Below are 17,896 nucleotides of genomic sequence, written 5' to 3' on the forward strand. Positions count from 1 at the left end.
TCAGCCGCCCATTGAGCGAGTAGAGGAGGTGCCTGTCGCACTACGCTGCATGCTGGTCTGCTTCGCCACAGATTCACCAAACCCGCCGCGGGTGATGGTGCTGGTGGTCGCAGGCTTCGGCGCCATCGCCGTTTTCGGAACGTTCACGGTGCGGCCAGGGGTCGCTGCGCCGTAGCCTTTGCCGCTGGCATCGGTATATTGACCGTAAGCCGGGCTGGCCGGGTTTTTCGAGCTAAACAGCGGCTGCTGCTGGTAGCCCGCACCGCCGCCCATCAGACGACCCATCATGTAGCCTGCCATCAGCGGCATCCAGAAGCTGCCGCTGGACTGAGCCTGCGCCTGATTTTCAGGTGCGGTGCCTGCCTGAGCCGGTGCCTGCTGGCACTGACCTTCACCAAACTCCGCCACGCAGTCTTCGCGTGAGGCATATTTCGGCGCAGTACGTTCCGCTTCTTTCAGAGCGCTGGTGTAAGCCGTTTTACATTCGGCGGCTTTGCCGGTTGCGGCGGAGCAGTCGTCTGCGTTTTGATACAGCGAAACCGTTTCGTCATTTTTCTCACAGCCTGCCAGCATAAAGACAGCCGTGACCGCCAGCGCAACAGGGGTGAGGTGACGCGCGTTCCAGCTCTTGCGGAACGAAGCGTGATTTATGGATTTTGTCCGTTTCATGTTTGTCTTCCAGGACCCAGTGGTAATAACGCTCAGGATAGAGGATGAGTGGTTGAAAATGAAGCGAAGAGGGGCGGAATCAGGGGGATCTTTACGTTGGCTTACGTTCGGATGTGATTCAGATGCGCCCCTCTCCCTGTGGGAGAGGGGCGGGGTGGAGGGCATCAGGCCGCAGTGGGCCTGATAACACTCTTAGTTACGGAACGGATTATTGCCTTTGCTGGCGGATGTAGTGGTACGCGCAGCGGCCGGCTGTGCCGCAGGGGTGCTGCTGTTAGCGTTGAAGTTATCAACCGCGGCAACCTGCTCCGGGTTCTCCGGCGCAACGCTGTCCGGAGAGGTGGAGACCGGTTTGCCCAGTGCGCTGTTCAGCATCTGCAGATCTTGCTCGTTCAGCGTACCCAGAGCCTGTTTGATGTTCAACTGGTTAATCAGGTACTGGTAACGCGCGCTGGAGAGCTGCTGTTTCGCGTTGTACAGCGTGGTGGTCGCGTCGAGCACGTCAACGATAGTACGTGTACCGACCGAGTAGCCCGCTTCCATCGCATCCAGAGAGCTCTGTGCAGACACAACGGCCTGTTTATAGGCGTTGATGCTGCTGATCGAGGCGTTCACGTTGTTGAAGGAGGAACGTACGGTCTGCACCACGTTGCGGTGGGCGCTTTCCAGCTGCTCGCTCGCGCCAACAAAGTTGTACTGCGCCTGTTTCACCTGAGAGTTGACCTGACCGCCCTGATACAGCGGCAGGGAGAAGCTCAGACCCACTTTATTCTGACCCATATTGCTGTCGTCATACTGGGACGTATTGGTTTTAGAGCCGCTATAGGACGTATCAGAGACACCGGTAGACGCGCTCAGGCTCAGGGTTGGCAGATGGCCGTCCTGCGCCTGACGAATTTGCTCGCGGGCCAGGTCCTGGCTCAGACGCGCCTGCAGCAAACTCAGGTTGCGGTTTTCCGCCTCTTTCAGCAGGGCGTTAACGGCCTGCGGTTTATCCGTTTTAAAGCTGTCCACGTTCAGCGACGCCAGCTCAGGATAGTAATTCCCGGTGACCTGACGCAGGGATTCCAGCGCGTTGTCGAGGTTGTTACGCGCGGTCACTTCGTTAGCCAGCACGGTGTCGTACTGTGAACGGGCGTTCTGCACGTCGGTGATCGCGACCAGGCCCACGTTGAAACGCTGGGTGGTTTGATCTAACTGGCGGTAAATCGCCTGTTTCTGCGCTTCGGTGTAGGAGAGTGCGTCAATCGCGCTCAGCACGTTGAAGTACGCCGTGGCGGTGTTCAGGATCAGCGTCTGCTGGTCGGTCTGATAGGTCACATCCTGGATACCCGCGCTCTTTTCCTGCAGGGTCAGGGCGCGCCATTTGGACATATCAAACAGCGTCTGTGTCAATTGCAGTGAGGCGCTGGTAGCATTGGAGTTTACGCCGTTAGCGTCGCGGAAACCGTTGCTGTAGGTATAATCTGCACCTAAACCTAACTGTGGCAGCAAGGGGCTACGCGCTTCGTTAATCTTTTCAAACGCAGCATCACGATCGGCCGCTGATTTACGTAAATCAGGGTTGCCCAGACGTGCCTGCTGGTAGACCTGTAACAGGTTTTCCGCCTGGCTCATTGCACTGAAGCCCGTCAGGCTCAGGCCGATAAGGATGGGGAGCAATTTCTTCATTTGCATTCCTTGTTGTGAAGCAGTATTAGCGCTGATCTAATTAAAAAATAATTGCCGATTCTAACAGAATCTTCCATACCAAAAGGTTGGCGTAACGTGCCATCTGGCGGTAATTTGCACCAATCTACCATATAGCCTTACAAACGGCAGCCAAACAGCCTTGAAATTCACAATTTCATCACCATTGCTACCAGGACTCGACTCATGCAGAAACCAGAAAAGTTGCCCGTGACATTCGCCAAAAACGATGTAGAAATTATTGCACGAGAAACGCTTTATAGCGGTTTTTTTTCAATGGATCTTTACCGTTTCAGGCATCGCCTGTTTAACGGGGAAATGAGCGGCGAAATCAGACGCGAAATTTTTGAGCGCGGGCATGCGGCAGTCTTGCTACCCTTTGACCCAGTGCGTGACGAAGTTGTGCTGGTGGAGCAGATCCGCATCGCCGCTTATGACGTCAGTGAGAGCCCGTGGCTGCTGGAGATGGTGGCCGGAATGATCGAAGAAGGTGAAACGGTTGAAGACGTCGCCCGACGCGAGGCGCTGGAAGAGGCCGGGCTGGTGGTGGGCCGTACAAAACCGGTGCTGAGCTATCTGGCAAGCCCGGGCGGTACCAGCGAGCGCTTGTCCATAATGGTGGGCGAAGTGGACGCCACGACGGCGGAAGGGATCCACGGTCTGGCAGATGAAAACGAAGATATTCGGGTTCATGTGGTGAGCCGGGAACAGGCTTATCAGTGGGTAGAAGAGGGGAAAATCGACAACGCAGCGTCTGTCATCGCCCTGCAATGGCTGCAGCTGCATTATCAGACATTACGAAACGAGTGGAAAAAATGAAGCGCTATACACCTGACTTCCCAGAAATGATGCGCCTGTGCGAAACCAATTTCGCACAATTGCGCCGCCTGCTGCCGCGAAACGACGCACCCGGCGAAACGGTAAGCTATCAGGTGAGCAACGCGCAGTATCGGTTAACGATAACAGAATCAACGCGCTACACTACGCTGGTGGAGATTGAGCAAACGGCACCCAGCATTAGCTACTGGAGCCTGCCGTCGATGACGGTGCGTCTCTATCACGACGCGATGGTCGCTGAAGTGTGTTCAAGCCAGCAGATCTTTCGCTTCAAGGCGCGGTATGATTACCCGAATAAAAAGTTGCATCAACGCGACGAAAAGCATCAAATTAACCAGTTTTTAGCCGACTGGCTAAGATATTGTTTAGCACATGGAGCAATGGCGATTCCGGTTTGTTAGCGTCATAAACCTACCTAAGGACACCATTTGGAAAGCCTGTTGAACCTGACTGTTGCTGGTGGGGCGCCAGTCAGGATATTACAAATCACCGATACCCACCTTTTTGCCGAAAAGCATGAAACGCTACTGGGGGTCAACACCTGGGAGAGTTATCAGGCGGTACTTAGCGCCATTCACGCTGAAAACCGTGCATGCGATCTGATTGTCGCAACGGGCGATCTGGCGCAGGATCAGTCCTCCGCGGCCTACCAGCATTTTGCTGAAGGCATCGCGAGCTTTAGCGTGCCTTGCGTCTGGCTGCCAGGAAACCATGACTTCCAGCCCGCCATGTACAGTTCTCTTCAGGATGCGGGAATTTCTCCGGCGAAATGTGTTTTTGCGGGTGAACAGTGGCAGATCCTGCTGCTCGATAGCCAGGTGTTTGGCGTCCCGCACGGTGAGTTAAGCGAGTTTCAGCTCGACTGGCTTGAGACCAAACTGGCTGCTGAACCTGAACGTCACACGCTGCTGTTGCTTCATCATCATCCTCTGCCGGCGGGCTGCAGCTGGCTCGATCAGCACAGCCTGCGCAACTCCGCGGCGCTGGATCGCGTGCTGGCGAAATTCCCACGGGTGAAAAATCTGCTGTGTGGACATATTCATCAGGAACAGGATCTCGACTGGAACGGACGCCGCATGCTGGCGACGCCGTCAACCTGCGTTCAGTTTAAGCCGCACTGCGCTAACTTTACGCTTGACACCATCGCGCCAGGCTGGCGCTGGCTGGAACTGCATGCCGACGGCACGCTGACCACGGAAGTCTGCCGTTTGACCGGTGCAAAATTCCGCCCGGATACCGCTTCAGAAGGCTATTGATGTCTACGCTCCTTTATCTGCACGGATTCAACAGCTCGCCGCGCTCTGCAAAAGCGACACAGTTTCGCCAGTGGCTGAGCGAGCATCACCCCGACGTTGAGATGATTATCCCGCAGCTGCCGCCTTACCCGGCAGAGGCCGCGGAGATGCTGGAATCTATTGTGCTTGCACACGGCGGCGAAACCTTCGGTGTGGTCGGTTCATCCCTGGGCGGGTACTACGCCACCTGGCTCTCACAATGCTTCATGCTGCCCGCCGTTGTGGTTAATCCGGCGGTACGGCCATTTGAGCTGCTGAGGGACTTTCTTGGCGAAAACGAGAACCCCTACACCGGGCAGCAATATGTGCTAGAGTCACGCCATATTTACGATCTCAAAGTTATGCAGGTCGACCCGCTTGAGGCACCGGATCTCATCTGGCTGCTGCAACAGACGGGTGATGAAGTGCTGGATTACCGCCAGGCAGTGGCGTATTACGCCTCCTGCCGCCAGACTATAGAAGAGGGCGGAAACCATGCTTTCACGGGCTTTGAGAATCATTTCACCCAGATTGTCGATTTTCTTGGACTGCACAGCCACTGACAATCAATGCGAATTGCTAGTTTAAATCATGACGCAAACCTATAACGCTGATGCCATTGAGGTCCTCACCGGGCTTGAGCCGGTTCGCCGCCGCCCGGGGATGTACACCGATACGACGCGCCCAAACCATCTGGGCCAGGAAGTTATTGATAACAGTGTGGACGAAGCGCTGGCGGGCCATGCCAAACGCGTTGACGTCATTCTGCACGCCGATCAGTCGCTGGAAGTCATCGACGACGGGCGCGGCATGCCGGTGGATATCCACCCGGAAGAGGGCGTGCCTGCCGTTGAGCTGATCCTCTGTCGCCTGCACGCAGGCGGTAAGTTTTCCAACAAGAACTACCAGTTCTCCGGTGGTCTGCACGGCGTGGGTATCTCCGTGGTGAACGCCCTGTCCAAACGCGTGGAAGTGAACGTCCGCCGCGACGGTCAGGTGTATAACATCGCGTTTGAAAACGGCGATAAGGTGCAGGATCTGCAGGTTGTCGGCACGTGCGGCAAACGCAACACCGGCACCAGCGTCCACTTCTGGCCTGACGAAAGCTTCTTCGACAGCCCGCGTTTTTCCGTTTCTCGCCTGACGCACCTGCTGAAAGCCAAAGCGGTGCTGTGTCCGGGCGTGGAAATCACCTTTACAGACCACGTTAACAATACCGCACAAACCTGGTGCTATGCCGACGGTCTGAACGACTACCTGTGCGAAGCGGTAAACGGCCTGCCGACGCTGCCGGAAAAACCGTTTGTCGGTAACTTTAGCGGCGATACCGAAGCCGTGGACTGGGCGCTGCTGTGGCTGCCGGAAGGCGGCGAGCTGCTGACCGAAAGCTACGTCAACCTGATCCCGACCATGCTCGGCGGTACGCACGTCAACGGCCTGCGTCAGGGGCTGCTGGACGCGATGCGTGAGTTCTGCGAATACCGCAACATCCTGCCGCGCGGCGTGAAGCTGTCGGCGGAAGATATCTGGGATCGCTGCGCCTACGTGCTCTCCGTGAAGATGCAGGATCCGCAGTTTGCCGGTCAGACCAAAGAGCGCCTGTCGTCACGTCAGTGCGCGGCGTTCGTGTCCGGCGTGGTGAAAGATGCGTTTACCCTGTGGCTGAACCAGAACGTTCAGGCGGCAGAGATGCTGGCCGAAATGGCCATTTCCAGCGCCCAGCGTCGTCTGCGCGCCGCGAAGAAAGTGGTGCGTAAAAAGCTGACCAGCGGCCCTGCGCTGCCGGGCAAGCTGGCGGACTGTACCGCGCAGGATCTCAACCGTACCGAGCTGTTCCTCGTGGAAGGGGACTCGGCGGGCGGATCGGCCAAGCAGGCGCGCGATCGTGAATATCAGGCGATCATGCCGCTCAAGGGTAAGATCCTGAATACCTGGGAAGTCTCTTCTGATGAAGTGCTGGCCTCGCAGGAAGTGCACGATATTTCGGTGGCGATCGGCATCGATCCGGACAGCGACGATCTGAGCCAGCTGCGCTACGGCAAGATCTGTATCCTCGCGGATGCGGACTCCGATGGTCTGCACATCGCCACGCTGCTGTGCGCGCTGTTCGTGAAGCACTTCAAAACGCTGGTGAAAAACGGTCACGTCCACGTGGCGCTGCCGCCGCTGTACCGTATCGACCTCGGTAAAGAGGTTTACTACGCGCTGACGGAAGAAGAGAAAGCGGGCGTGCTGGAACAGCTGAAGCGCAAGAAGGGCAAACCGAACGTGCAGCGCTTTAAAGGGCTGGGCGAGATGAACCCGATGCAGCTTCGCGAAACGACGCTGGATCCGAACACGCGCCGTCTGGTGCAGCTGACGATCAGCGATGAAGACGAGCAGCAAACCAACGCCATGATGGATATGCTCCTTGCCAAGAAACGTTCGGAAGACCGACGTAACTGGCTGCAGGAGAAAGGCGATATGGCGGATATTGAGGCCTGATGCCCTCACCCTAACCCTCTCCCGCCGGGAGAGGGAATGGATCGTAGGCCCGGTAAGCGTTAGCGCCACCGGGCTTTTTTACATCAAAACTCCATCTTCACCGTAAACTGCACTTCGCGCGGATCGCCAATCTGGTTGCCCAGGTTGTTGGTCGCAATCGACGACGTGTAGTAGGTCTTATCAAACAGATTTTTCACGTTCACCTGCAGCGTCACCGGATACTGTAGCTTCATCTTGTACGCCGCAAACGCGTCCGCCACGAAATAGCCCGGCAGATAATAATCCGCACCGTTGGTTGCGGAACGACGGCTTACGCCGTGCCCGCCGCCGCCCAGCGTCAGGGTATTCCCGGCAAACGCATTGTGAATATCGTAGGTCAGGAACAGGGAGCCGGTATGGCGCGGCACGTTCGGCAGCGGTTTGCCCGCATAGTCCGGATCTTCCAGCACCTTCGCGTCGGTATAGCCGTAGCTGGCGATAATGTTGGTGTTCTCGGTCAGCGAGCCGGCAAGATCCACCTCCACGCCCTGAGAGCGCACGCGGCCCGCTGTTTTGGCGACGGTTTCATCACCCACGCTCTCGGTGTACAGCACGTTGCGCTTGTGGATATCAAACAGCGCGATGTTGGCGGTAATGCCGTCGAACAGGTCGAATTTAGCGCCAATTTCATACGCATTTGACGTTTCCGGCGGCAGGTCGCCAATGTAGCTCGCAATGGACGACTGCGGCATAAACGTCTGGGAATAGTTGGCAAACAGCGAGACCGCCGGGGTGAGCTTATACACAAAACCCAGCTTCGGCGTCCACTGGTCGTCGCGGCTGTCGGTGTTCACGTTAAACGGACGGCCTTTCCCCGCGTACTGAGTGTAATACTGATAGCGCATTCCGGCGACGGCGATCCACTTATCGGTCAGGTACAGCGCGTCCTGCGCGTAGGCGGAGTAGCTTTCCTGCTTAATGGTTTGATCGCTGTCGGATGCCGAGACGGTGGTGCACTTGCCGAGGCTGCCGTAGCTCGGGTTGTAAATATTGAAATCCTTAACGTTCTTACAGCGGATCATGTCCGTACGCAGCAGATCGTAATTCTCATACGACACGCCGGTCAGGATCTCATTGTAAAAGCCCGCGATGTCCACGTTTCCCTGCAGATCCGCGCGCGTCGTGTGCATACGCTGGGTCGAGCCCTGGGTCGCATCCACGCGGCGGGTCAGGTTGCCGGTTTTTGAATCGTAGGCCATCACGCGGGCCTGGTTATCGCTGTATTTATCCTGGCTGTAGCTGTAGTCGAGCTTCGCGGTCCACTGGCTGTTGAGGCGATACTCCGCGTTGAGCTGAGCGAGATCGGACTGGCCGTCGGTCACGTTAAACGGTTCGTCGAAGCGGGTTTTACGATCGACGTTGACGGCCTTTTTGGTGTTGAGATCGAAGATCGTTCCGCGATCGAACGGCGTTTTATAGTCGCGATGCGAATAGAGCACGGTCACGGTGGCGTCATCGCCAAACCAGGTCAGCGACGGAGCGATAAAGGTGCTGCGTTCGTTGCCGAAATTACGCCAGTAATCCTCGTCCTGATATTCGCCCGTCAGGCGATACGCCAGGCGCGTTCCGTCAATCGGGCCGGTAACATCGATCTGTCCGGTGCCGCCGCCAAAGCTGGACGAGGTAGCGGAAAGGGAACCGCCGAAGGTCTTCTCCGGGCGTTTGGTGACGACGTTAATCAGGCCGCCCGGATCGAGAATGCCGTAGAGCGTCGAGGCCGGGCCTTTCAGCACCTCCACGCGCTCGGTTGCAGCATTAAAGCTGCGCGGCAGCACGGTGCGCAGGCCGTTGGTCATGATCGAGCCGTCGCGGTTCGCGCCAAATCCGCGGCGCACGAAGGCATCCTGCGTGCCGCCCAGGGTGTTGGTCTGCACCACGTTGCTGACGTTATAGAGCGCTTCATCCAGCGTGGTGGCATGCTGATCCGCCAGCACTTTGTCGCTGACGGTATTGACCACCTGCGGGATATCCAGCATCGGCATGTTGGTTAACGTCGCGGTGGAGGTATTCAACGGCTGATAGCCATTCGTGGCCTCCGCCGTCGTATTTGGATCGGCGGTGACGGTAAGCGTTTCGCCGTCTTTAGTCGCGGTGTTATCTGCTGCCTGCACCAGCGGCGCCATAAACAGCAGTGAAAAGAGCGCGCGCCCTTTTACCCCAGAGAGTGAAGGTGTGAACGTAGCCATTACATCTGTTATCCCGAAATATCCCGCGAATGACGTTTCGCGGAAAAATGTGTGAGTCATTGCCCTTTACGGTCTGTCCGTTAGCCACGGCGAGCATCGGACATGTAATTGAGAATCATTCAATCATGCGTGAATGTAGTAGTAAATGGAAAAAAGAAAAAAACTGCTACAACGTTTATCCGGGCGTATAAGCGCAGCGGGATGATTATTAAGTTATTGAATTAAATGCTTTTGAAAGTCCTTTTTTGTTCATTTCCCTTCAGGCTTATCCCTGGTTTTATCAGGGTGTTTCTTCTCTTGACTACTACATGGCGCAGCGTCAAACTCTCAAAAGAGAATGATTTTTATTTATATTTGTTGCGCTTTTTTATTACGTTGGCATTCACGTGGCTCACAACACAAAAAAACCGGGACTGGTTCTGGAGAACCTCTCTGCGGGCTATCAGAAAAAAATCATCGTTGATGATATCTCCCTTGCGATCCCACAGCAGAAAATGACCGTGCTGGTAGGGGCGAACGGCTGTGGAAAATCCACGCTGCTGAGCACCATTGCGCGTTTGCTTCAGCCGCTTGGCGGCGCGGCAGTTCTCGACGGCAAGGCGATCCACGCGCTGCCGACCAAAGCCGTCGCCCGCCAGCTGGGTATCCTGCCGCAGTCTCCGCTGCTCCCGGAAGGGTTGACCGTCTTTGAGCTGGTCTCGCGCGGGCGTTTTCCCTGGCAGAACTTTATGCGCCAGTGGAGCGACGAGGACGAGCTGGCGGTGGAAGAGGCCCTGCGCCTGACCGGCACGGCGGAGTTTGCCCATATGCCGGTGGAAAGCTTATCCGGCGGCCAGCGTCAGCGCTGCTGGATCGCCATGGCGCTGGCGCAGCAAACGCCGTATATCCTGCTTGACGAGCCCACGACGTTTCTCGATCTCCGCTATCAGGTGGAGATCCTGGAACTGCTGCACACCCTGACCCGCCGGCACGGGCGTACCGTCGTGGTGGTGCTGCACGATCTCAACTTCGCCGTAAACTACGGCGATTCGCTGGTCTTTTTACGCCAGGGGAAAGTTGAAGGCGTATTGCATGAGGGCGATGCCTGTACGCCGGAGCTGATTAAAGCGGTGTTTGATGTGGACGTGCATATGTCCATAAACCCGTTGACCGGCAAGCCGTTCTTTATGCCGTTTCGCCAGGGCCCTGTTCAGCCATGATGCGCTCCTCTCTGGCCTTCCCGATCTTCGCTTTGCTGCTGGCGCTGGGCGCGATTATGCATTTGGGCATCGGCGCACGCTTCATCGCCCCGCAGACGGTGGTGGAGGCATTCTTCCATTTCGATCCGCGCAATTTCGACCATAACGTCATTATCAAATTAAGACTGCTGCGCCTCTGCGCCGCGATGGTGACGGGCGCCGCGCTCGGCGTGGCGGGCGTGCTGCTGCAGTCCGTGATCCGCAATCCGCTCGGCGAGCCGCATATTCTGGGGCTAAACGCCGGGGCCGCGCTGGCGGTCGTGATTACCAGCGCGCTTGGGCTGTCGCTGCCGTTTGGTCGCCCGCTCGTTGCCGCCGCCGGTGCCGCCGCGCTGTTTTTGCTGGTGCTGATGTTCTCCTCGTCCGGTCGCACCGGGCTTACGCCGATGAAGGTCACGCTGTGCGGCGTGGCGATGTCGGCGTTTGCCTCGTCGATTACCGCCGCGGTGTTAATCCTCGATGAACAGACGCTGCTCGCCATGCGCACCTGGCTGGCAGGGGACCTGTCCGGGATCAACGTGCAGACGCTCCGGAGCGCCCTGTGGGCCGCAACAGCCGGTTTTGTTCTCGCCATCGGGCTGTCACCCTCGCTCAACATGCTGGCGCTGGGAGACCGAATGGCGCAGGGGCTTGGCGTGTCGCTGCTGAAAACCCGCCTGCTTGCCCTGCTGGCCATCGCGCTGCTCTGCGGTGCGGCCGTCTCAATTGCCGGGCCGATTGGCTTTATCGGCCTGGTCGTGCCGCAGCTCATTCGCCGTCTGGTGTCGGTGGATTTACGCGTTATGGTGCCGCTGTCTGCCCTGTGTGGCGCGCTGGTTCTGCTGCTGGCGGATATCGCCGCCCGCACGCTGTTTACGCCCTGGGAGCTGGCAACCGGCATCATGACGGCCCTGGTCGGCGCACCCGTATTCATCTTTATGGCATCGAGGATGTTCAAATGAACCGGGCCGGATTCCGCGCGATCCGTATTGGCCGTTTATCGGCGCTGGTTCGCCCGAGGGCGCTAGCCTGCCTGACGCTTTTAGCGCTGGTGGCGTTAAGCCTGCTGGGCTTTGGCCTGACGCACGGATCTCTGCCTGTTCCCACCTCTGCCATCGGGCGGGCGCTGTTTTCTCCTGAGAGCCTGACGGCGGAGACGCGCTACATCGTGATGGATATCCGCCTGCCGCGCCTGCTGATGGCGGTGCTGTGCGGCGCGATGCTCGGCATGGCGGGGGCGGCAATGCAGTCCATCACCCGCAATGGTCTGGCCGATCCCGGGCTTATCGGCGTGAAGGAGGGCTGTAGCGCGGCGGTACTGCTGCTGATTTTTCAGTTCCCGGCGCTGGGCCTGGCCTGGCGTCCTCTGGTCGGCATGGCCGGTGGGCTGCTTACCGCGCTGCTGGTTATCGCCCTGGCGCGCGATATCTCGCGCCCGCGATTTATCCTGATCGGCATCGGCGTGTCGTGGGCGTTTGCCGCCGCAATGGGCGTCTTTATCACCACCGCCGACGTGCGCGACGTACAGACGGCGATGCTGTGGCTGGCGGGAAGCCTGCATGCGGCAAACTGGACGCTGGTGGGGTTAGCCGCGCTCTGGGCTGCCCCCGCGTTTGCGCTGCTGCTGTTTACCGCGCGGGCAGCGGACGTGGCGTTGCTCGGCAATCAGGCCGCAGCGGGCCTTGGCGTGCGCATAACCCGGCTGGCGCTGCTGCGGGTTCTCGCCCCGGTGGTGCTGACGGCGGCCTGCGTCTCGTGCGTGGGCAGTATAGGTTTCGTGGGGCTGATTGCCCCGCATATGGCGCGCCTGCTGCTGCGCGGTGGGCAAACCGCGCTCCTGACGGGAAGCGCCGTGCTGGGCGCGCTGCTGGTGCTGCTGGCGGATAACGTCGGACGTCTGGCGTTCCTCCCGCTGCAGCTGCCGGCGGGAATTGTGATTTCATTGATTGGCGGACCGTTTTTCCTGCTGCTGCTCTGGCAGCGTCGGGACAGATTTTAGGGGACTAAAATGCGCGTAGTATTTTCGATGCTGTTGCTGGTGGGGTTCGCGGTGGGTGCGGCGGAGCCGACGCAGACGTTTACTGACGATCTGAACCGAAAAGTGGTGGTGCCGGTTCATCCGAAACGGATTGTCTCCTTACACGATCTGGATATCACCATTCCGCTGATTGAGCTTGGCGTGCCGCCGGTGGCGAGCCATGGCCGCACGCGGCCGGACGGCAGCCACTTTCTGCGCTCCAGCGGCATGTTGACCGGCGTCGACTTCGATAATTCCGACATTACATTTATCGGCACGGCCGATATCGACATTGAAGCCATCGCCGCCGCAAAGCCTGACCTGATCGTTACCGAGCCGACCCGCAACACCCCGGTGGAACAGCTGGCGAAAATTGCCCCGACGGTGAGCATCGATCATCTCGACGGCGGCGCGCCGGAGATCTACCGCAAGCTGGCTCAGCTGACGGGAACGCAGGCGCGGCTCAAGGTTCTGGAGCGGCGCTATCAGGAGCAGATTAAGGCGCTGAAGGCGACTATTGATACCCGCAAGGTGACCGTGTCCGTGATTCAGGCGAATCAGGGAAAGATTAACGCCATGCACAGCTACCACTCGCTGGGCCGCGTGCTGCGCGACGCCGGGTTCACCTTCCCGCCGCTGATTGAGTCCATCCCGGACGGAGGGCGCATCGACGTCAGCGCCGAGCGCCTGCCGGAGCTGGATGCCGATTTCGTCTTCGCCACCTGGCGCGGGGATACGGGCGGTAAACCGCAGGACGAGCTGGCGGCGATGGATGCGGTCATGCCGGGCTGGTGTCAGTTCCTGAATGCCTGCAGAACCGGGCATTACGTGCTGATCTCGCGTGAAGAGGCCATCTCGAATTCGTACGCCTCGTTAGGGCTGATGGCCGCGCAGGTGCAGTCGCAGATTGCCGGGCGTCCGCTGCCGGAGGCGTCACGGTGATCCGCAAAGAGAAAGGGCGCGTGGATGTCTATGGTGACCGCTTTCGCGCGCGTGCGCATCAGCTGACGCCGCGTCTGTTGCAGGTTGCACGCTATATCCATGACAACCGCGAAGCGGTGATGGAACAGACCGCAATGGAGATCGCGACGCTGTTGAAAACGTCGGATGCCACGGTAGTCCGCGCCATTCAGGCGCTGGGTTTCGCCGGGCTGCGCGATCTCAAGCAAACGCTGGAGCAGTGGTTTGGTCCGGTGGTCACCTCCAGCGAAAAGATGTCCACCACGGTGAATACGCTCGCCAGCGACGTCAACGCGAGCATTGATTTTGTGCTGGAGGGGCATCAGCACACCTGCGAGGTGTTATCCGAGCCCCACAACCGCTACGCGATGGCCCAGGCGGTCTCTCTGCTGGCGCAGGCGAGGCAGGTCGCCATATTTGGCATTGGCGCCTCCGGCATTCTGGCCGAGTACACCGCCAGGCTGTTCAGTCGTATGGGGTTACCCGCCACGCCGCTTAACCGTACCGGAATAGGGCTTGCCGAGCAGCTGATTGCGCTTCAGCGCGGCGACGTGCTGGTGATGATGGCGCAGAAATCCGCGCACCGGGAGGGGCAAACCACGCTGCGTGAAGCAAAACGTCTGGGCATTCCCACCATCCTGCTGACCAACGCCCTAGACTCACGCTTCAGCAAGGAGGCCAGCGTGGTGATCCACGTTCCGCGCGGCGGCGAAAAAGGCAAAATCCCGCTCCACGGCACGGTGCTGCTGTGTCTGGAGATGATCATTTTATCCGTCGCCTCCACCGAGCCGCAGCGCACCATTAAGTCGATGAAGCGCATCAACGAGCTACACCGTGGGTTAAAGCCGGGGAAGAAAAGCACCTAAAAACAAAGCCCGGTAGCGCTGACGCTCACCGGGCCTGGATCTGTTCTCCCTCTCCTTTCGGGAGAGGGCGGGGGAGGGGAAACTTAAACCCCTTGCTCCAGAATGCGGATGTGGGTTTCCAGCACGTCACCCTTCACCGCGTCGCTCCACGCTTTCATGTGCGCGGTCTGCAGGTGCGCTTCAAGATGCGCGACGGTTTCCCACTGCTCAACCATGATGATCGAGTCTGGCGCGGTCGCCTGGAAGCTGGCGTCAGTGGCGGCATCCACCATCGGCGCGTAGCCGTGGCAGCCTTCTTCTTTCAGTACGGTCGGGATAATTTTCGCGAACTGATCCAGCACCGCCTGACGGTGATGTTGACCTGGACGAGTACGGATTTCTGCGATTACGGTAAGCATGTTTACTACTCCTTTAATTCCAGGCTACCAGTTAAGCAAAAATTTCCGCGAGATGCTTGCGATATTCTGCGATATAGCTCGGGACGTCAGGCATTTTAATCACGTCGTTGACGATAAAGGTCGGCAGCGGATCCATGCCCAGGAACTGGTTAGCCTTGTGGAACGGCAGGTACGCGCCGTCGACGCCCACGCCTTCGAAGAACTGATCTTTATCGGTGAAGGCTTCCAGCGGTGCGTTCCAGGTCAGCGAGAGCATATATTTTTTGCCCTGAATCAGGCCGCCCGAGCCGTATTTTTTGGAGGCGTCAGAGCGGGTGCGGCCATCGCTGGCATACAGTGAGCCGTGACCTTCGGTGAACACGTCGTCCATGTATTTTTTCACGGTCCACGGCGCGCCCATCCACCAGCCTGGCATCTGCCAGATCACCACGTCAGCCCACAGGAAATTCTGCACTTCGGCCTTCACGTCGTAGTTGCTGTCCGCGCGCACGACCTTAACATCATGCCCGGCGTCGCGCAGGAAACCGTCCGCGACCTCGGTCAGGGTGTCATTCAGCTGGCCTTTAGAGTGCGCAAATTCTTTTGCACCGTTGATAATCAGGATGTTGCTCATTATTTGTCCTCGATGATGAGAGTATGGCCTGTATTCTACGCGCGAGGACGGTGCGGTAAAATGAGCAAAATGTGCAAAGTCTTTTGCGTTAAACGCAATAATCCCTACCAGCTGACCTTCACTTCAAAACCGCCTTCAGGCGCATTGCTCAGCGAAACGCGCATCCCGTGCAGGGTGGCGATGCGTTTTACAATGGATAACCCCAGCCCGCTGCCCGTGGCATCCTGACCCGGCGGGCGATAAAAGCGCTCGCCGATGCGCGCCAGCGCGTCCGGTGAAATGCCTGGGCCGTTGTCGCGCACGGTAAAGCCACGCGCGTCCAGCGTTACGTCCACCACGCTGCCGCGCGGGCTGTAGCGAATCGCGTTATCCAGCAGGTTGCGCACCAGCAGGCTCAGGAGCAGCTGCTGGCCCGAGCGTGTCACCTCTGGTGCATGGATGTTCAGGCGAATATCAATGCCCGCCTGCTGCGCCGGATGCCAGATATCCAGCACGGCCGACTGCAGCAAGTCGGCCAGGGGAATCGGTTCGACATCGTCAAGGTTATCCAGCGAGTCCAGACGCGAAAGCGTGAGGAGCTGATCCACCAGCCGGGAGGCGCGGTCGATGCCCGCATGCAGCTGCGTCAGCGCCTTTTCCCGCGCCTGCGGATCGTCATGAGAGAGCTGGGCCACGTCAGTTTGCACCTTCAGTGCCGCCAGCGGGCTGCGCAGCTCGTGGGCGGCATCGGACGTAAAGCGGCGCTCGCGGGTCATCATCTCCTGGGTGCGCGCGAAGAGATGATTCAGCGAGTCGAGCAGGGGGCGTACTTCCGTAGGGACGCCCTCGGTCGGCAGTTTATCGGTGGCATCCGGCGAGCGGGAGCGCAGGGTCTGCGCCAGCTTTTTCAGCGGCTTCAGCTCCCGACTCAGGAGGACGATCAGCAGCAGCAACATCACGGGCAGCGCCACCAGCCAGGGGGTCAGCTGCGAGCTGACCACGTCCAGCGCCATCTCCTGGCGGTACTCCCACTCCTGGCCGACCACTACGCGGTACTTCCCGTCGGGTGAGGTTAGCCATAAAAAACGCCACTCGTCGTTGTCGCCCTGCAGCTGCCCGTTATCGAACCCGTCGCGGTGATAGTGGTACGGAATATCGCGTCCGTTTTCACCGTCGTTGAGGAGCATTTTGCCGTCGACGGCGTAAATGGCGAAAGCCAGCGCGTCGTCGTCCAGACGACCGTGCTTCACTTTTTTCGGGATCTCGCGCATGCGTTCGGGGGCGCGGATCTCGTCCAGATCCATCGTCAGCAGCCGTTTAGCAAACAGCATCTGCTGGGTATCGAACAGCTTGTCGAGCTTGTGGGTCGTCTGCTGCCAGGCAACCAGGCTGGCGGCAAACCAGGCCGTCAGAGACAGAAGTAAAAAGAGAAGCGTCAGGCGCAGCTTCAGGCTCAGTTTCATGCGTCACCCAGGGTATAGCCGATGCCGTGCACGGTGCGGATAAACTCGCTGCCAAGCTTGCGGCGCAAATGATGGACGTGAACCTCGATGGCGTTGCTGGAGACGTCGTCGTCCCAGGTATAGAGTTTTTCCTCGATCAGCTTTCGCGGCAGCACCCGACCGGCGTTACGCATTAACAGCTCCAGCAGCGCGAACTCTTTCGGCTTGAGCGTCAGCGGCTCACCGTCCAGCGTGGCGACGAGACGGCTCGGATCGAGCGTGACCTTCCCGTGACGCAGCTCGCTACGCGCCTGGCCGTGGCTGCGGCGGACCAGCGCTTCGAGGCGGGCACCCACTTCGATCAGCGCGAACGGCTTACAGAGATAATCATCCGCCCCAAGACGCAGCCCTTCGACGCGCTGGTTAAGCGCATCCCGCGCCGTCAGAATCAGTACCGGCTCGCTGCGCCCGCTCTCGCGCCACGCGCGCAGGATATCCAGACCGTCAATTTCCGGCAGCGTCAGATCCAGCACCACGGCATCATAGGGTGCAGAAGACAGCGCGGCCTGGCCGGTTTTACCGTCGGTAAACCAGTCCACGCTAAAGCCCATTTTGCTCAACCCCGCCTTGATACCGTCGCCGATTAACCTGTCGTCTTCTACCAGTAAAATGCGCATGTTCCCTCCTTGATGTCGTCAGTAAACCCTCTGTAAGCGCCTGCTGTACAGCAATAATAAATAAATTTTTCCCTTAAGAAGTTGTTAAGGATTACCCTGTTAAATGGATTGCGAAACGACATTAAAGGGAGAGATGAAAATGAAAAAATTCGCTGCAATTGCTGCCATCATGATGATGACCACCGCGCCGGTCTTTGCTGCTCAGGGCGGTTTTACTGGCCCATCGGCCACACAGACCCAGACGCAAACTCAGCAGGGCGGTTTTGTCGATAACAACGCCAACCTCACCACCGCGGCAAACGTGAAAGACCTGAAGGACGATGCCTGGGTGAAGCTGCGCGGGAACATCACCGAGCGCCTGTCCGATGACCGCTACACCTTCCGCGATGAGTCCGGCACGGTCGTAGTTGAGATTGACCACAAGCGCTGGAACGGTGTGACCGTCACTCCGCAGGATAAAGTTGAACTGCAGGGTAAAGTCGATAAAGACTGGAACGAGTTTGAAATCGACGTGAAGCAGGTTATTAAGCTGAACAAATAACCCGAAAA

Annotated in this window: 18 protein-coding genes; 11 read left to right on the forward strand and 7 right to left on the reverse strand. The window is 58.5% G+C overall.

The genetic code is table 11. The features are described 5' to 3' along the window. A complete protein-coding gene (locus UR289_RS09110; RefSeq protein ID WP_029740695.1) occupies positions 1-669 on the reverse strand; it encodes a DUF1190 family protein in 669 nt (222 codons plus the stop codon). Positions 670-861: 192 nt separating this feature from the next. Beyond that, positions 862-2,340 (reverse strand): outer membrane channel protein TolC, encoded by a 1,479-nt coding sequence (gene tolC / locus UR289_RS09115; RefSeq protein WP_033146662.1) that lies wholly within the window; start codon positions 2,338-2,340, stop codon positions 862-864. Positions 2,341-2,544: 204 nt separating this feature from the next. Between tolC and nudF the strand changes: the two genes are divergently transcribed. From nudF to parE, 5 genes are read left to right on the forward strand one after another with little or no spacing between them, the layout of a single operon-like run. Further along, on the forward strand, positions 2,545-3,177 hold the full coding sequence (gene nudF / locus UR289_RS09120) for an ADP-ribose diphosphatase (protein WP_008502974.1): 633 nt from the start codon (positions 2,545-2,547) through the stop codon (positions 3,175-3,177). Further along, positions 3,174-3,596 carry a DUF1249 family protein gene (locus tag UR289_RS09125; RefSeq protein ID WP_003862516.1) on the forward strand — a complete coding sequence of 141 codons (423 nt, stop codon included), beginning with the start codon at positions 3,174-3,176 and terminating at the stop codon, positions 3,594-3,596. The genes nudF and UR289_RS09125 overlap by 4 nt, the downstream gene beginning before the upstream one ends. A gap of 27 nt (positions 3,597-3,623) precedes the next feature. Beyond that, complete coding sequence (gene cpdA / locus UR289_RS09130) at positions 3,624-4,451, forward strand: 3',5'-cyclic-AMP phosphodiesterase (protein ID WP_024906493.1); 828 nt, start codon at positions 3,624-3,626, stop codon at positions 4,449-4,451. Continuing rightward, positions 4,451-5,032, forward strand: coding sequence for an esterase YqiA (gene yqiA / locus UR289_RS09135; RefSeq protein ID WP_008502976.1), 582 nt, complete (start codon positions 4,451-4,453; stop codon positions 5,030-5,032). Before cpdA ends, yqiA begins: the two co-directional genes overlap by 1 nt. A gap of 28 nt (positions 5,033-5,060) precedes the next feature. After that, the gene (gene parE / locus UR289_RS09140) at positions 5,061-6,953 is read left to right on the forward strand and encodes a DNA topoisomerase IV subunit B (protein WP_029740698.1); all 1,893 of its coding nucleotides are present in this window, start codon (positions 5,061-5,063) and stop codon (positions 6,951-6,953) included. Positions 6,954-7,036: 83 nt separating this feature from the next. On the opposite strand, the gene UR289_RS09145 is transcribed toward parE, so the two are convergent. Beyond that, positions 7,037-9,178 (reverse strand): TonB-dependent siderophore receptor, encoded by a 2,142-nt coding sequence (locus UR289_RS09145; protein WP_320709811.1) that lies wholly within the window; start codon positions 9,176-9,178, stop codon positions 7,037-7,039. A gap of 386 nt (positions 9,179-9,564) precedes the next feature. On the opposite strand from UR289_RS09145, the gene UR289_RS09150 reads away from it, so the two are divergent. The 5 genes from UR289_RS09150 to UR289_RS09170 are packed head-to-tail and all read left to right on the forward strand — an operon-like array spanning position 9,565 to position 14,238. After that, on the forward strand, positions 9,565-10,377 hold the full coding sequence (locus UR289_RS09150) for an ABC transporter ATP-binding protein (protein ID WP_047060367.1): 813 nt from the start codon (positions 9,565-9,567) through the stop codon (positions 10,375-10,377). Beyond that, positions 10,374-11,357 (forward strand): FecCD family ABC transporter permease, encoded by a 984-nt coding sequence (locus UR289_RS09155; protein WP_087823194.1) that lies wholly within the window; start codon positions 10,374-10,376, stop codon positions 11,355-11,357. The genes UR289_RS09150 and UR289_RS09155 overlap by 4 nt, the downstream gene beginning before the upstream one ends. Further along, positions 11,354-12,394, forward strand: a complete 1,041-nt coding sequence (locus UR289_RS09160) for a FecCD family ABC transporter permease (RefSeq protein ID WP_039263001.1) — start codon at positions 11,354-11,356, stop codon at positions 12,392-12,394. Before UR289_RS09155 ends, UR289_RS09160 begins: the two co-directional genes overlap by 4 nt. Before the next feature lie 9 nt (positions 12,395-12,403). After that, positions 12,404-13,354, forward strand: a complete 951-nt coding sequence (locus tag UR289_RS09165) for an iron-siderophore ABC transporter substrate-binding protein (RefSeq protein WP_087823195.1) — start codon at positions 12,404-12,406, stop codon at positions 13,352-13,354. Further along, positions 13,351-14,238 carry a MurR/RpiR family transcriptional regulator gene (locus tag UR289_RS09170; protein WP_033146656.1) on the forward strand — a complete coding sequence of 296 codons (888 nt, stop codon included), beginning with the start codon at positions 13,351-13,353 and terminating at the stop codon, positions 14,236-14,238. Before UR289_RS09165 ends, UR289_RS09170 begins: the two co-directional genes overlap by 4 nt. A gap of 83 nt (positions 14,239-14,321) precedes the next feature. Here the strand turns inward: UR289_RS09170 and UR289_RS09175 are convergent, their stop codons facing one another. From UR289_RS09175 to qseB, 4 genes are all read right to left on the reverse strand, one after another. Then, positions 14,322-14,636: a putative quinol monooxygenase gene (locus UR289_RS09175; protein ID WP_008502984.1), complete on the reverse strand. Its 315-nt coding sequence runs from the start codon at positions 14,634-14,636 to the stop codon at positions 14,322-14,324. A gap of 31 nt (positions 14,637-14,667) precedes the next feature. Next, positions 14,668-15,249, reverse strand: a complete 582-nt coding sequence (locus tag UR289_RS09180) for an NAD(P)H-dependent oxidoreductase (RefSeq protein WP_023333418.1) — start codon at positions 15,247-15,249, stop codon at positions 14,668-14,670. Positions 15,250-15,353: 104 nt separating this feature from the next. Then, positions 15,354-16,691 carry a quorum sensing histidine kinase QseC gene (gene qseC, locus UR289_RS09185; RefSeq protein ID WP_320709816.1) on the reverse strand — a complete coding sequence of 446 codons (1,338 nt, stop codon included), beginning with the start codon at positions 16,689-16,691 and terminating at the stop codon, positions 15,354-15,356. Further along, a complete protein-coding gene (qseB, locus tag UR289_RS09190) occupies positions 16,688-17,347 on the reverse strand; it encodes a quorum sensing response regulator transcription factor QseB (protein WP_047060375.1) in 660 nt (219 codons plus the stop codon). Before qseB ends, qseC begins: the two co-directional genes overlap by 4 nt. 139 nt (positions 17,348-17,486) lie before the next feature. On the opposite strand from qseB, the gene UR289_RS09195 reads away from it, so the two are divergent. Then, positions 17,487-17,888 carry a YgiW/YdeI family stress tolerance OB fold protein gene (locus tag UR289_RS09195; protein WP_182382681.1) on the forward strand — a complete coding sequence of 134 codons (402 nt, stop codon included), beginning with the start codon at positions 17,487-17,489 and terminating at the stop codon, positions 17,886-17,888. Positions 17,889-17,896 lie beyond the last annotated feature (8 nt).

The sequence above is a fragment of the Enterobacter sp. 302C9 genome (assembly GCF_034106085.1).
Taxonomy (GTDB): domain Bacteria; phylum Pseudomonadota; class Gammaproteobacteria; order Enterobacterales; family Enterobacteriaceae; genus Enterobacter; species Enterobacter asburiae_B.